This is a genomic window from Tenacibaculum sp. IMCC1 (assembly GCF_054906355.1).
In genome coordinates, this window is the sequence record NZ_CM142818.1 from 2,899,943 (window position 1) to 2,914,188 (window position 14,246).

The following is a 14,246-nucleotide window of genomic DNA, read 5'->3' on the forward strand; positions in this document are numbered from 1 at the left end:
TCTCATCTTTTTAGGTGAGACTTTTTTATTTTATAATCATCTCATTCATGCAATTTTTTGTAGTTTTGTGAACTTGAACAATCTTTAAAGAGACTACGTAGTGAATAAGAAAATAGCAATAATTGGGTTAGGGTATGTAGGATTGCCATTAGCAAGGTTATTTGCGATGAAGTATTCTGTGGTTGGGTTTGATATAAATAAAACAAGAGTAGAAGAACTTAATAAAAGTATTGATGTTACTAAGGAAGTAGATTCAGAAGAACTGTTGTCTGTAATACAAAGTGAAAAAACAGAAGAGAAAGGTTTGTTTTGTACATCTCAAGTTGACGATATTAAAGACTGTACTGTTTTTATAGTAACAGTTCCTACACCAGTTGATAAAAATAACAGAGCGGTTTTAACCCCGCTGATAGATGCAAGTAAAACTGTAGGAGGAGTTTTGAAGAAGAATGATGTTGTTATTTATGAGTCAACAGTGTATCCAGGGGTTACAGAAGAAGTGTGTGTACCTGTGTTGGAGGAAGTTTCTGGGTTAAAGTTTAATAAAGATTTTTTTGCAGGATATTCCCCTGAAAGAATTAACCCTGGAGATAAAAAGAATACCATTGAGAATATTTTAAAGGTTACTTCTGGTTCAACATTAAAAATTGCAAAATTTGTAGATGATTTATATAGTTCAGTAGTTACTGCAGGTACTCATTTAGTTTCGAGTATAAAAGTAGCTGAAGCTTCAAAGGTAATTGAAAATTCTCAGAGAGATATTAATATTGCTTTTATGAATGAATTAGCGAAGATTTTTGGGTTTATGAACATTAATACTCAAGAAGTCTTGGAAGCTGCAGGAACAAAATGGAATTTTTTACCATTTAAACCAGGATTAGTTGGAGGGCATTGTATTGGAGTAGATCCATATTATCTAGTGCAAAGAGCAGAAGAGTTAGGGTATCACCCTGGAATTATTTTAGCAGGAAGAAGGATGAATGACGGAATGGGGGAGTATGTAGCTTCTCAAGTGATTAAATTAATGATAAGTCGTGATATCAAAATAAAAAATGCTGATGTCTTAGTTTTAGGCATTACATTTAAAGAAAATTGTCCAGATGTTCGTAATACTAAAGTGATAGATGTGGTTCGTTCGTTAAAAGAATATGGAGCAAAGGTGACAATTTATGATTCTTGGGCAAATATTGATGAGGTTAAAAAAGAATATGGATTACAATCAACAAATAAATTGCCAAGTAAAAAGTACGATGCTATTGTGTTAACAGTAGCACATGAAGAGTATAAAAAAATAGACATTCTTTCTTTAAAGAAAAAAGATTCAGTAGTTTATGATGTTAAAGGGATATTGTCAAAAAAAGTAGTAGATAAAAGTTTATAGTGAAGAATTTTGCACTCATTGGAGCAGCTGGTTACATAGCTCCACGACATTTAAAAGCCATCAAGGATACTAATAATCTGTTGATTGCTGCATTAGATAAAAATGATAGTGTAGGAATTATTGATAGTTATTTTCCACAAGCAGATTTTTTTGTAGAGTTTGAACGGTTTGATCGTCACGTAGAAAAACTGAAAAGACAGCAAAGTATTCAGTTAGATTATGTGAGTATATGTACCCCAAACTATTTACATGATTCTCATATACGTATGGCATTACGTAGAGGGGCAGATGCTATTTGTGAAAAACCCTTAGTGTTGAATCCATGGAACGTAGATGCTTTAGAAGCAATTGAAAAAGAAACGGGAAATAAAATAAATACAATACTTCAGTTACGATTACATCCTAGTATTATAGCACTGAAAAATAAAATTGAAATAGAGAAAAGGGAAGGAAAGTATGATATAGATTTAACTTATATAACCTCACGAGGAAATTGGTATGATATTTCTTGGAAAGGGGACGAAAGTAAATCAGGAGGGATTGCAACAAACATTGGAGTTCACTTTTTTGATATGCTCTCATGGATTTTTGGAAATATACAAGATAATAAAGTACACCTTAGAGAAAAACATAAAGCTTCTGGTTATTTAGAATTTGAAAAAGCACGTGTGCGTTGGTTTTTATCAATTGATGAAACCACTTTGCCAAAGCAAGTTCGAGAAAAGGGGCAGCGCACATATCGATCTATAACTGTGAACGGAGAAGGAATTGAATTTAGTTCAGGTTTTACAGATCTTCATACTATAAGCTATCAAGAGATATTAAAAGGAAATGGGTTTGGGTTACAAGAAGCAAGACAATCAATTGAGATAGTACATGATATCCGTAATTCTAAATTAATAAATACAGGAGAGAAGCATTATCTTTTGTAATATATATATGTATAAAAAAATAGAAAGAAATGAAAGTAACTGTTATTGGAACAGGATATGTGGGATTAGTATCAGGAACATGTTTTTCAGAGATGGGGAACAAGGTTATTTGTGTTGATATTGATCAAGAAAAAATAAATAAGCTTCATCAAGGAATTATTCCCATTTATGAACCAGGCTTAGAAAAAATGGTGTTGAAAAATGTAGAAAAGGAGAATTTATTCTTTACTACTAAATTAGAAGAAGCGATTAATGAAACTGAAATAGTTTTTATAGCAGTTGGAACTCCAATGGGAGAAGACGGATCAGCAGATTTACAATATGTATTGGCTGTAGCTAAAGAGATCGGTCAGAAGATGAACCACAGATTAATTGTGGTGGATAAATCTACTGTACCTGTAGGAACAGCTGATAAAGTAAAAGCTACGATTCAAGCAGAATTAGATAAAAGAAACGAAACGCTTGAATTTGATGTAGTATCTAATCCTGAGTTTTTAAAAGAGGGGGATGCTATTAATGATTTTATGAAACCTGATAGAGTGGTAATAGGAGCAGAATCTGATTATGCTTTTGATAAAATGCGTCAACTATATACGCCTTTTACTATGTCGCATGAACGTTTTATTGCTATGGATGTTCGCTCAGCAGAAATGACAAAATATGCAGCAAATGCAATGTTGGCAACAAAGATATCCTTCATGAACGAAATGGCAAATATCTGCGAGCGAGTTGGAGCTGACGTAAATAATGTTCGAGCAGGAATTGGTTCAGACTCAAGAATTGGTTATAGTTTTATTTACCCAGGCGCAGGATATGGAGGTTCTTGCTTTCCAAAAGATGTAAAGGCCTTAAAAAAGATAGCTGAAGAGAATGGATATGAAGCAAAATTGATTACGTCTGTTGAGGAAGTAAATAATCGTCAGAAATTTGTGATAGCTGATAAAATCATCAATAAATTTGGAGAAGATTTATTAGGAAAAACTTTTGGTCTCTGGGGGTTGGCATTTAAGCCAGGAACGGATGATATGCGTGAAGCGCCTGCAATTTATGTGGTAAAAGAACTAGTAAAGAGAGGAGCTAAAGTACAAGCATATGATCCTAAGGCTATGGAAGAAGCACAACACTTTTATTTAAAAGATGTAGAGAATGTTGACTATAAAAATGCAAAGTACGAGGTGCTAGATAATGCAGATGCGTTGATTTTATTGACAGAATGGAAAGAGTTCCGTTCACCAGATTTCTCTGAGATTGAAAAACAACTGAAAGCTCCAGTTATTTTTGATGGAAGAAATCAATATACTACCTATGGATTGGAAGAAAAAGGATTTGAATACTATCAAATAGGAAAAAACTAATGAAAATTTTAGTTACAGGAGCAGCAGGCTTTATTGGATTTCATCTAAGTCAAAAACTATTAGAGTTAGGGCACACAGTTGTAGGAATAGATAATATCAACGATTATTATGATGTCAATTTAAAGTATGCTCGATTAAAAGAGTTAGGAGTTGAAAGAAAAAGTGCTGAGGTATACTACAAAGAAATAACTAGCAGTACTAGTGAAAAATTTAAGTTTATCAGACTAAACTTAGAAGATAAAAAAGAATTATTTCAGTTATTCACTACAGAAAGCTTTGATGTTGTATGTAATTTAGCAGCACAAGCAGGTGTTCGTTATAGTATTGAAAATCCTAATGCTTATATTCAAAGTAACATTGTTGGTTTCCTAAATATTTTAGAATCTTGTAGGCATCATGAGATTAAACATTTAGTGTATGCAAGTAGTTCAAGTGTTTATGGAATGAATAAAAAGGTACCTTTTTCAGAAGAAGATATAGTCGATAATCCTGTGAGTTTGTATGCTGCAACAAAAAAGAGTAACGAATTGATGGCACATACCTACAGTTATTTATATAAAATACCAACAACAGGATTACGTTTTTTTACTGTATACGGGCCTTGGGGAAGACCTGATATGGCACCGATACTATTTGCCGATGCCATTTTAAATGATCGTCCAATCAAAGTGTTCAACAATGGTGATATGGAGCGTGATTTTACTTATATAGATGATATAGTAGAAGGAGTGAAAAGAGTAATAGAGAAGCCTGTTGAAGAAAGAGATTTGTATAAAGTTTATAACATAGGAAATAATGATTCTGTGGAATTGTTAGAATTTATTACTCAGATTGAAACGAGTATAGGAAAAGAAGCTACTAAAGAAATGTTACCTATGCAAATGGGGGATGTGAAAAAAACTTGGGCAAATGTTGATGGATTAATTAAAGATTATAATTACAGTCCTAATACAAGTTTAAGTAAAGGAATAAAAGAGTTTATTAATTGGTTTAAAGTTTTTTACATTGGAAGTTAAAATGTTATTTAAGAGAATTCTGCTACAAATATTTCTAGCTACTTTTTTGGTGTTAGCTAGTGCTGAGGGACAAGCCCAAAATATTCAGAATCAAATGAGTCAAATAGAAGTTGATGATTTATCTGATGAACAAGTAGCTAAGTACTGGGAAAAAATAAAAGAAGAAGGATATACTCTAGATCAGGCTTTAGCAATAGCAAAAACAAGAGGAATGTCCGAATTACAAGCTCAAAAGCTTAGAGCAAGAATAGAGACGCTTAAAAGTAAACCATTAAATAAAAAAGAGGAAAATGAAGAAGAACTACAAGAAGAAGTAGATAGTACTCAACTTCTTTTTGGGTTAACAGGAGAAGAAGAAAAAAAGGAAGAAAAAAAAGAAGAACTCTTCGGATATGACTTTTTTAATAATCCAAATATTTCGTTTACACCAAATTTAAATATAGCTACACCAGAGAATTATATAATAGGAGCGGGAGATGTAGTTTCAATTGATCTTTGGGGTGCTGCAGAGGTAAATTATGAGAAAAAAGTAAACAAACAAGGAGCAATAAATGTAGAAGGTGTTGGTTATATTCAATTAATAGGATTACCAGTTAGTGCTGCAAAATCTAAAATAAAAAATTACCTAAAAAGAATCTATGCAGGAATAGGAGCTTCTTCTAGTAGTTATAATAAAGTAAATATAGCTGTTTCTATAAAAGAAGTAAGAAATGTTCAAGTGAATATTGTAGGAGAAGTGAAGGTCCCAGGGTCATATTCAATTAGTGCTTTATCCACAGTATTAAATGCTTTATATGCAGCAGGAGGGCCAACAAAGAATGGTACTTTCAGAAGGATCCAGCTTTTTAGGAGAGGAGTGAAGGAAGCTGATTTTGATTTTTATCAGTTTTTAGTAAATGGTTCAGAAGAAGGAAACATAACGGTTCAAGACCAAGATGTTATAATAGTAAAACCTTATGAAAGTAAAATTACTATTGAAGGAGCCGTTAAAAGACCAGGTATTTTTGAGATGAAAGCCGAGGAAAGTGTAAAAGACTTATTAAATTATTGTAGTGGCTTTACCTCAAATGCGTATAGGGAAAAAATTGTTATAGAGAGAATTAAAGGGGTTCAAAAAGAGATTGTGGAGGTTTCACAAAATAATTTTGATTTAGTTAAAATAAAAGATGGAGATTATATCAAAGTAAATGAGATAGTAGATGAGTTTTTGAATAGAGTAAGTGTTGGCGGAGCTGTTTTTCAGCCTGGTAATTACGAATATAAAGAAGGAATGACGGCTTCTAACTTGTTACTAAAAGCTGAAGGGGTAACCAAAGAAGCCTTTTTAGATAGAGGTATTATTGTAAGAACACATGATAAGAGTGATAAGGAAACACTATCTTTTTCTCCGAGAAAGGCAATGGAGAATAAAGAACACATACTCTTAAAAGAAAGTGATAGTATTTACATTTTCACGAAAGAAGAATTGAAAGAAAAAGAGTTCATCACAATTAACGGAGCAGTGAATAAAGAAGGGGAGTTTGATTACATGAAAGGAATGCGTGTTGAGGATTTAATAGTATTAGCGGGAGGATTGAAAGATGGAGCGGATGCAAGCATGATTGATGTATCTAGAAGATTGAAAGATGGAAGTTTTGAAACGGTTAGTGAAAATTTTGATTTAAGTGCAAGTAAAAATCTAGGTACTGATCATTTAGATAATTTTGTGCTAAAACCGTTTGATATTGTTTCTGTAAGATACTTAAAAGGGTATACAGAACAAAAAAGAGTAACTATTACTGGAGAAGTTAATTTTGAAGGAGAATATTCAATTGGTCAAAAAAACCAAAGAATTTCTGATTTAATAGAACAAGCAGGAGGTTTAACAAAATATGCGTATGTAGAAGGAGCCTTTTTAACTAGAAAGAATAACGAAGAGGAAGATGAAAAGCAATCAGACTTTATAGCTGACTTTGCCCAAAGAGATTCATTATCTGGGAATGTTGAAGAGCGTATAAAGAAGAAGAAAGATTTTAAGATTGGAATAGAGTTACAAAAAATATTAGCTTCAGGAGGAAAAAAATCAAAGTATGATATAATTTTAGAAGAAGGAGACGAGTTATTTATCCCTTCTGAAAGACAAACGGTGAAGGTTGAAGGAGAGGTATTGTCACCATCATTGGTAAGATATGAAAAAGGGAAATCATTCAAACATTATATTGAAAATTCTGGAGGTTTTTCAGAAAGGGCAAAAAAGAGCAGAGCATATATAGTGTATGCAAATGGAGATATTAGAACAACAAAAAAGTTTTTGTTCTTTAAATCATATCCAGATGTAAAACCAGGCGCAGTTATTTTAATCCCTAAAAAGCCTGAGGTAACAAATAAAGTTACAACTCAACAAGTAATAGCTATAACTACTGGTTTAGCAACTTTGGGAGTGCTGGTTAAAACGTTAACAGAGAAATAACTTTAACAAACTATGGAAAGTAAAGCTAAATATACTTCTAATGATGAAATAGATTTATTAGAGATATTTAAAACTATCTGGGAGGGACGAAGAACGGTTATCAAATTTCTTATAGTTTTTGTGGTAATAGGTGTGTTTATAGCCGTTTTTTCAGCTAAGGAATATACGGCTTTTACTACCTTAGTGCCTCAAACGAGTGATTCAAAAGTTGGAGGTAATTTAGGAGGTTTAGCAGCCATGGCAGGAATTAATTTAGGTGGAGGAGGGAGTACTGAAAGTATACCTCCTACTTTATATCCGAAAATAGTGCAAAGTGTAACTTTTCAAAGAGAACTTTTAAAAACACCATTAAAATTCTCAAATGTTGAAAAGGTAGTTACTTATCAAGAATACTATGTTAGTTACACAAAGTTTAATTTACTAAAAACTATTAAAGAATACACAATAGGTCTACCAGGAAAGATTACTACATTTATTAAAAGTGATAATGAAACCATAACAGAAGCTGGTAACGATTCAATATACCGAATTACTAAAAACGAAAGTAAGTTGTTTAAGAAAATTCAAGAACAATTAGTAATTGAAAACAACAAAAAGGATGGTTTTGTTAAAATATCATTTTCAATGCCAGAAGCATTAGCAGCTGCTCAAATGACAAAAAAAGCGCAAACGATATTGCAAAAAGTTATCACAAATTTTAAGATTGAAAAAGCAGAACAAGAACTTAACTTTATACAGCAACGATATAATGAGGTAAAGTTAGGTTTTGAGAAAAAACAAGCCGAATTAGCTAGTTATAAAGATAGAAACCAAGGATTAATTACCTCAAGATCTCAATCGTACCTTAGAAGGATAGAGTCAGAGTATAATTTAGCTTTTAATTTGTATTCGGAACTAGCAAAACAACTAGAAACTCAAAAAATTAAAGTAAAAGAGAATACACCTGTGTTTACTGTAATCGAGCCTGTGAGTGTGCCTGTTGAAAAATCAAAACCTAAAAGAGGGGTGGTAGTTGTAGTTTGGTTATTTTTAGGTGTTTTTTGGGGAGTTATGTTTGTTTTAGGGAAAGATTGGATTCAAAATTTAAAGAAAAGTGAGAGTACATTAACATAACTCTTGTTGAATTTAGAATTAAAGAGAAATTTAAATATTAGAAAAATATATTTTTTTAATGATTGACATTAAAAGTAAAAAACTTTTAAAAACAACTTTTATTTATGCTATTGGTAGCTTTGGTTCAAAACTATTAAATTTTGTTTTATTACCTTTTTATAGTTATTATTTAACTAAAGAAGAATACGGTTATTATGACATAGTACTAACAACAATTTCTCTTTTGGTTCCTTTAGTGACATTACAATTGTCTGATAGTATTTTTAGATGGTTAGTAACCTCAGAAAAAAAAAATAAAGAACAAAGTTTTGTTTTAAGTAATGCACTAATGGTGATTCTATTTAATATAATGATTGTATCTCTTGTTTTTCTTATTATAAGAGAGGTTGTTACTATTCAATATTTCTTTTTAATATACTCATTATTAGTAATGTCTTCAATATATCCTGTAATACAACAGGTAGCTAGGGGGTTATCTAAAAATAAACTTTATGCTAGTAGTGGTATAATTTTTTCTTTAGCGTTATTGTTAACAAACATTATATTCTTATTTGCTTTAAAATTATCAATTAAAGGGCTTTTAATTGCCTCAGTTTTGTCGTACTTTATTAGTACGCTTTATTTGATAATGAGATTAAAATTATATAACGTTTTTAACGTTAAGTACATATCTTTTTCTTTAATAAAAGAGTTGTTGGGGTATTCTAGTCCTTTAATTTTAAATACTATGAGTTGGTGGTTGATTGTTTCTGCTAACAAGTATTTAGTGTTATATTTTTTAGGAAAAGAAACTTTAGGGATTTACAGTTTTGCTAATAAATTTCCAGGCTTATTGTTAATGGTAAACTCAATTTTTATTCTGGCTTGGCAAGAAAGTTTAATAGTTAATTTCAATAAAGCAGATAGGAGTCAATTCTTTTCAAAAGTTTTTAATTATTTAATATCAGTACAGTTTTCAGTTACAGCTTTTTTAATTTTAATTTCTGAAATGATGATAAAGTATTTAGTTTCTAATAGTTTTTATTCTTCATGGAAATATATGCCTATTTTATATTTAGGGGTTGCTTTTTCTACTTTATCAAGTTTTTATGGAGCCATTTATTTAGGCTCAAAAGATACTAAAGGATCCTTAAAAACCTCTTTGTTTGGAGGTATAATAAATATAAGCGTGGGGCTGATTTTAATTAAACCCTTTGGTCTATATGGCGTAGCTATTTCAAATTTAATTAGCTTTATAGCATTATTTCTTTTTAGAGGAATAAACACAAAAAAATACGTTCAATTATTTATTGTTAAGGAAAGGCTAATATCATTACTTATAATAATAATAATATCATTGTCAGTAGCATATTTAAATAATATTTTTATAAGTATTTTAACAATATTAGTATTAACTGTTTATACCTCTATTAATAATAGAGAATTACTTGCGCGAATTATAAATAAAATAAAGAAAAGAATATATGGAGTTTCCTAATTATGAAAAAATAAATAATTTAAAGCAGCTAATTCATAATAGCCTAACGCCCTTAATAAATAATGATTATGTTTTGTTAGACGTGCCTAACCATAGAAACATTGGGGATAATCTTATATGGAAAGGAGAAAAGGAATTTTTAAAAACAATTCCTTTCAAAGAAAAGTATTCATGTAACCACTACACATTTGAGAAGAAATATATTTCAGAAAAGGATGTTATTTTAATGCACGGAGGAGGTAATTTTGGTGATATTTATCCTGGTGCTCAAAACTTCAGACTTAAGGTGTTAGAGTTATTTCCAAATAATAAGATTATTTTCTTACCTCAAACAATTTTTTTTAAAAATAAAGAAATTCTAAAGACTCAATCAATTAAACTTAAGGAACATAAAAATTTATACATATGTGTAAGAGATAAGAAATCTCAAAAACTTCTTTCTGAATTTGGTATTGTGGATAATGTTTTACTATTACCAGACATGGCTTTTTGCTTAGACTTAAGAAATTTTATTGATGAAAATAAAAAAAATAAATCTCTTTATTTAAAGAGAACAGATTCAGAATTTAACACAGAGCTTGATGAAGGTAAAATTTTAAATTTTTTAGGTAGGGATAAAATTATAGATATAAAGGATTGGCCAAGTTATAGTAATAACTTAAAAATAAATAGATGGCTAGTTAGACGAGATGTTTACAAATCTAAATTATCTAAATTATTAATAAAAATTCCTTTAATAAAAAGAGCAATTAATCCAGAATATGGAATGAATTCAAAAGGCAATCTTGAGAAGTATATTATTTCAGGGATAACCTTTATAAATGGGTATGATAATATATGTACAACCAGATTACATGGTTTTATACTTAGTATTCTATTAAATAAAGAGGTAGCTATAGTTGATAACTCTTATGGAAAGAATAAAGAATATTTTGATACATGGTTGAGTGATTTTGAGAAGATTAAATTTATTAAATAATAAAAAACTTAATTTTATCTAATTAAGAAAAAAGGCATTTTTAATGCATTGGATATATGATGGTTAAGATTACGGTATTAATGTCAATTTACAATGAACCTGTAGACTGGATTGGAAAAGCAATAGACTCAATTTTAAATCAGACATTTAATGATTTTGAGCTAATTTTAGTTAATGATAAACCTACTAGAATTGAAAATAGAGAATTATTAAAGGGCTTCAAACTAAAAGATAGTAGGATCATTGTAATAGAAAATGATAAAAATTTAGGGTTAATAAAATCATTAAATAAAGGACTAAGTATTGCTAGAGGTAAATATATAGCAAGAATGGATGCAGATGATTTTTCTGTAAGGCACAGACTTAAAACTCAATATGATTTTATGGAAGCTAATCCAGATTATATAGTTTGTGGTTCTAAGATTAAATATTTTGGAAGAATTAAAAAATTTAAATCTAATAATTGGATTAAAATTGAAGACAATGAGATTAAAGCAGAGTTAATTTTGAACTCTTGTTTTGCACATCCAACTGTTATGATTAGAAAACAATTATTGTGGGCTAATGATATTTGCTATAATGAAAATTATCCTCATGCAGAAGATTATAAGTTCTGGTTAGATTTGAAAAAGATTGGAAAGTTTTATAATATAAATGAGGTTTTATTATATTATAGGATTAGTGAACAACAAGTTTCTTCTAAAAATAAATTAATACAATCTAGTACAGCCAAAAGAGTAAGAAGAGAGTATGTTTTAGATTATTTATCAGAAAAAATAATGGAAGATATAGAGAATAACAATATAACTATAAAGACACTAAAAAGAATTAAAAAAGAATTAAAAAAAAATGCGTCTAATGATATTTCAAGAAATATTATACTAATTACTTATCTATCAATAAAGAACTTTGGAATATTGTTGCTATTAAATTATATTATAAGTCTAGATTTTATAAAACATATTCCACCGATTAGTAATTTTTTTAGAGTTGTAGAGAATTGTCTTTTTCCTAAGAGAAAAATGAGTAGGTTGTAAGCAAAATATACAAATGAAGTTAACTCTATATGTAATTTTTTTCTTTATTATTTTCAACTTCCCTATACCAGGAGTTCATAGTTCAATTTTCTTAGCTATTATGGTGATGTTACTTCTATATTTCAGAAAAGGAGGGCGTAATATTGATCTTTACAAGTTAACGAAAATTTTAAGAACATCACAATTTACTTTAATGTTTTTTTTATATCTTGTGTTAATAGTCTATACTTTTTTATGGGCTTTTCTTCACGGAACAAATGATTATTCTATTATTAAAAACTTAACTTTGTGTTTTATAACAATTTTAGTAGGCATATTATTTGTACCCTTGGCTATAAATCATTTATTTAAAGAAGATGATTACCTGGTTGAATTTAGTAGATTAATATTAGTTGTTTTTATAGTACAATCCGTAATACAAATTTTAGCATTCGTAGAGCCATCTGTAGCAAAGTTTGTAACATTTTTTAGAAAAGAGAAAATACAAGGTTTTGATTATGGTGGAATTAGAGGTTTAGCATTAACAGGAAATCCTTATTTTAGACTCTCAGCAGGTTATGGGTTGAGTTATATAATTTTCTTTTATTTGTACTTTAAAAAGAAGGTTAATTTCCCAGTAATTGTTTTTTTATTATTATTTATAGGTTCTTTTTTTTCAGGAAGAACAGCTTTTGTAGGTCTAGCTGTTGCCATTATAAGTTATTTCGTTTATTCGTTTGTTGAAGTCAGATTATTGTTTACTAGAATCTTTAAATTTCTGGGGTTAATTATAATAATTGTTAATGGAATAATACTAGTATATTTCTTTTTTGTTCCTGAAAATATAAGATCTATTGTTGATGATAAATTATTACCGTTTGCTTTTGAGTTTGTATATAATTATCAAAGCACGGGTGAATTATCTACTTCGTCTTCAGATACATTAAATTCAATGTATTTTAAAGTACCGGAGACTACTTTTATCTATGGAGATGGGAGATATATGGCTGATAATGGAGTGTCATACTATAAATATACAGATGCAGGTTATATGAGGAATCTATTGTTTTATGGAATTTTTGGATTAATATATATCATAGTATCTCAAATTTTAATATTTATTAACCCTTTTTTAAGTACAATGAATAAAAATAATAAATTGTATCTTTTGTTTATTTTAGGTTTTTCTTTTATTCTGCACTATAAAGGAGAAGTCCTAATGTTTTCACCGCTATATCAATTAGTAGTTGTCATTTTTTCATTTTCATACTTATTAAAAGATTTTAGATGTCAAAGTTAATAGTACACATAGGAGAGTCGATAACAGGAGGAGGAGCTCAGTCAGTATTGAGAAGTACAATGGAAATACTCAAAAACAATGAATCAATTTATGAACATAAATTGATTTGTAGGGCATCACCTTCAAATGAAGAACTGATAGATAAAACTTTCCCTGTGAAAGGGGATAGTAGTTTTTTCTCTAATTTATTTTCATATTCAAATTATAGAAAACTAAAAAGGTATCTATATAAGACAAAACCAGCGATAATACACATACATCATTATGCAAACTTATCACCTTCTATTTTATTCTCAATTTATAGATATAAAAAGCACACACAAGTTAGAGTAGTACATTCTGTACATACTTTTGAGTATTTATGTTCACATCATGCAGCTTTTGATTACAAGAAAAATGTAAAGTGTTTAGATTGTTCTAAAAAAAACTTTAAAGTAAAAATCTTTATGAGAATATGTGGACCTAAAGGTTTTTTTCATTCATATGGTAAAGGAATTTCTAGCTTGATAGCTTCTCTTTTTTTAAGGCTAAAGGTGGTTGATTTTTGGACAACTCCCTCTAATTTTTTAAGAACAAAAATGTTAAATCAAAGACATATAGATGAAAGTCGTGTATTTGTACTGAGAAACCCAATTCTTGATTCAAGTATAGGTAAGAAAAACAAAAAAGTAAACAAAGATAAAGCTTTTAGATTTGTTTACTTTGGTCGTTTTTCTGAAGAGAAAAATATAGACTGTATAATAAAAGCATTTAATGAAGTTGTTAAAGAGAATATTAAATGTAAATTAATGTTAATTGGAAAAGGAAATTATAAACAAAAAATTAAAAAAATGGTTGTTGATTTAGACCTAATTGATAATATTGAGTTTATTGAGTTTTTACCAAAGAAAGATTTAGAAAAAGAACTGAGAAAATGCGATGTGTCACTATTATCTTCTAAATGTTATGAGACTGCTTCAATGGTTGTCGTTGAATCTATACAGTTAGGTTTGGTGCCTATTGTGAGTAATCATGGAGGAATGAAAGAAATGGTTGAATGTTGTAATGCGGGAATTAAGTTTTCTGATGGGGATTATATTGATTTATCAAGTAAGATGATTGAAAGTTATAACAATTATGAGCACTATTTAGATGAAGTAGAAAAAAGTAAAAGAGAAAATTTAAGACAATTCAATGAGAGTAGATACTTTAAAAGGTTAATTGATTTGTATTCAAAAATTTAGTAAAA

11 protein-coding genes are annotated in these 14,246 nt (G+C 29.4%); all 11 read left to right on the forward strand.

Annotation, left to right across the window (positions count from 1 at the left end; genetic code table 11):
* Positions 1 to 100 precede the first annotated feature (100 nt).
* The 11 genes from ACXIHB_RS13485 to ACXIHB_RS13535 all read left to right on the forward strand — a co-directional run bounded on the left by ACXIHB_RS13485 (position 101) and on the right by ACXIHB_RS13535 (position 14,241).
* The gene (locus tag ACXIHB_RS13485) at positions 101 to 1,381 is read left to right on the forward strand and encodes a nucleotide sugar dehydrogenase (protein ID WP_173359665.1); all 1,281 of its coding nucleotides are present in this window, start codon (positions 101 to 103) and stop codon (positions 1,379 to 1,381) included.
* On the forward strand, positions 1,381 to 2,313 hold the full coding sequence (locus tag ACXIHB_RS13490; protein WP_462098450.1) for a Gfo/Idh/MocA family oxidoreductase: 933 nt from the start codon (positions 1,381 to 1,383) through the stop codon (positions 2,311 to 2,313). Before ACXIHB_RS13485 ends, ACXIHB_RS13490 begins: the two co-directional genes overlap by 1 nt.
* 29 nt (positions 2,314 to 2,342) lie before the next feature.
* Positions 2,343 to 3,668 (forward strand): UDP-glucose dehydrogenase family protein, encoded by a 1,326-nt coding sequence (locus ACXIHB_RS13495; RefSeq protein ID WP_462098451.1) that lies wholly within the window; start codon positions 2,343 to 2,345, stop codon positions 3,666 to 3,668.
* On the forward strand, positions 3,668 to 4,684 hold the full coding sequence (locus tag ACXIHB_RS13500; protein WP_462098452.1) for an NAD-dependent epimerase: 1,017 nt from the start codon (positions 3,668 to 3,670) through the stop codon (positions 4,682 to 4,684). The genes ACXIHB_RS13495 and ACXIHB_RS13500 overlap by 1 nt, the downstream gene beginning before the upstream one ends.
* A gap of 94 nt (positions 4,685 to 4,778) precedes the next feature.
* On the forward strand, positions 4,779 to 7,133 hold the full coding sequence (locus ACXIHB_RS13505; protein ID WP_462098453.1) for an SLBB domain-containing protein: 2,355 nt from the start codon (positions 4,779 to 4,781) through the stop codon (positions 7,131 to 7,133).
* A gap of 12 nt (positions 7,134 to 7,145) precedes the next feature.
* Positions 7,146 to 8,246, forward strand: a complete 1,101-nt coding sequence (locus tag ACXIHB_RS13510) for a Wzz/FepE/Etk N-terminal domain-containing protein (protein ID WP_462098454.1) — start codon at positions 7,146 to 7,148, stop codon at positions 8,244 to 8,246.
* 58 nt (positions 8,247 to 8,304) lie between these two features.
* Complete coding sequence (locus ACXIHB_RS13515; protein WP_462098455.1) at positions 8,305 to 9,723, forward strand: lipopolysaccharide biosynthesis protein; 1,419 nt, start codon at positions 8,305 to 8,307, stop codon at positions 9,721 to 9,723.
* Positions 9,710 to 10,702 carry a polysaccharide pyruvyl transferase family protein gene (locus tag ACXIHB_RS13520; protein WP_462098456.1) on the forward strand — a complete coding sequence of 331 codons (993 nt, stop codon included), beginning with the start codon at positions 9,710 to 9,712 and terminating at the stop codon, positions 10,700 to 10,702. The genes ACXIHB_RS13515 and ACXIHB_RS13520 overlap by 14 nt, the downstream gene beginning before the upstream one ends.
* Before the next feature lie 80 nt (positions 10,703 to 10,782).
* Complete coding sequence (locus tag ACXIHB_RS13525) at positions 10,783 to 11,739, forward strand: glycosyltransferase (RefSeq protein WP_462098457.1); 957 nt, start codon at positions 10,783 to 10,785, stop codon at positions 11,737 to 11,739.
* Positions 11,740 to 11,752: 13 nt separating this feature from the next.
* The gene (locus ACXIHB_RS13530) at positions 11,753 to 13,018 is read left to right on the forward strand and encodes a hypothetical protein (protein ID WP_462098458.1); all 1,266 of its coding nucleotides are present in this window, start codon (positions 11,753 to 11,755) and stop codon (positions 13,016 to 13,018) included.
* Positions 13,006 to 14,241, forward strand: coding sequence for a glycosyltransferase family 4 protein (locus ACXIHB_RS13535; protein WP_462098459.1), 1,236 nt, complete (start codon positions 13,006 to 13,008; stop codon positions 14,239 to 14,241). The genes ACXIHB_RS13530 and ACXIHB_RS13535 overlap by 13 nt, the downstream gene beginning before the upstream one ends.
* Positions 14,242 to 14,246: the final 5 nt, after the last annotated feature.

Excerpts from the sequence above, each read along its gene's own strand:
- ACXIHB_RS13495 (WP_462098451.1), top strand. The coding sequence starts at position 2,343 with ATGAAAGTAACTGTTATTGGAACAGGATATGTGGGATTAGTATCAGGA.
- ACXIHB_RS13500 (WP_462098452.1), top strand. The coding sequence starts at position 3,668 with ATGAAAATTTTAGTTACAGGAGCAGCAGGCTTTATTGGATTTCATCTA.
- ACXIHB_RS13505 (WP_462098453.1), top strand. The coding sequence starts at position 4,779 with ATGAGTCAAATAGAAGTTGATGATTTATCTGATGAACAAGTAGCTAAG.
- ACXIHB_RS13510 (WP_462098454.1), top strand. The coding sequence starts at position 7,146 with ATGGAAAGTAAAGCTAAATATACTTCTAATGATGAAATAGATTTATTA.
- ACXIHB_RS13515 (WP_462098455.1), top strand. The coding sequence starts at position 8,305 with ATGATTGACATTAAAAGTAAAAAACTTTTAAAAACAACTTTTATTTAT.
- ACXIHB_RS13520 (WP_462098456.1), top strand. The coding sequence starts at position 9,710 with ATGGAGTTTCCTAATTATGAAAAAATAAATAATTTAAAGCAGCTAATT.
- ACXIHB_RS13525 (WP_462098457.1), top strand. The coding sequence starts at position 10,783 with ATGTCAATTTACAATGAACCTGTAGACTGGATTGGAAAAGCAATAGAC.
- ACXIHB_RS13530 (WP_462098458.1), top strand. The coding sequence starts at position 11,753 with ATGAAGTTAACTCTATATGTAATTTTTTTCTTTATTATTTTCAACTTC.
- ACXIHB_RS13535 (WP_462098459.1), top strand. The coding sequence starts at position 13,006 with ATGTCAAAGTTAATAGTACACATAGGAGAGTCGATAACAGGAGGAGGA.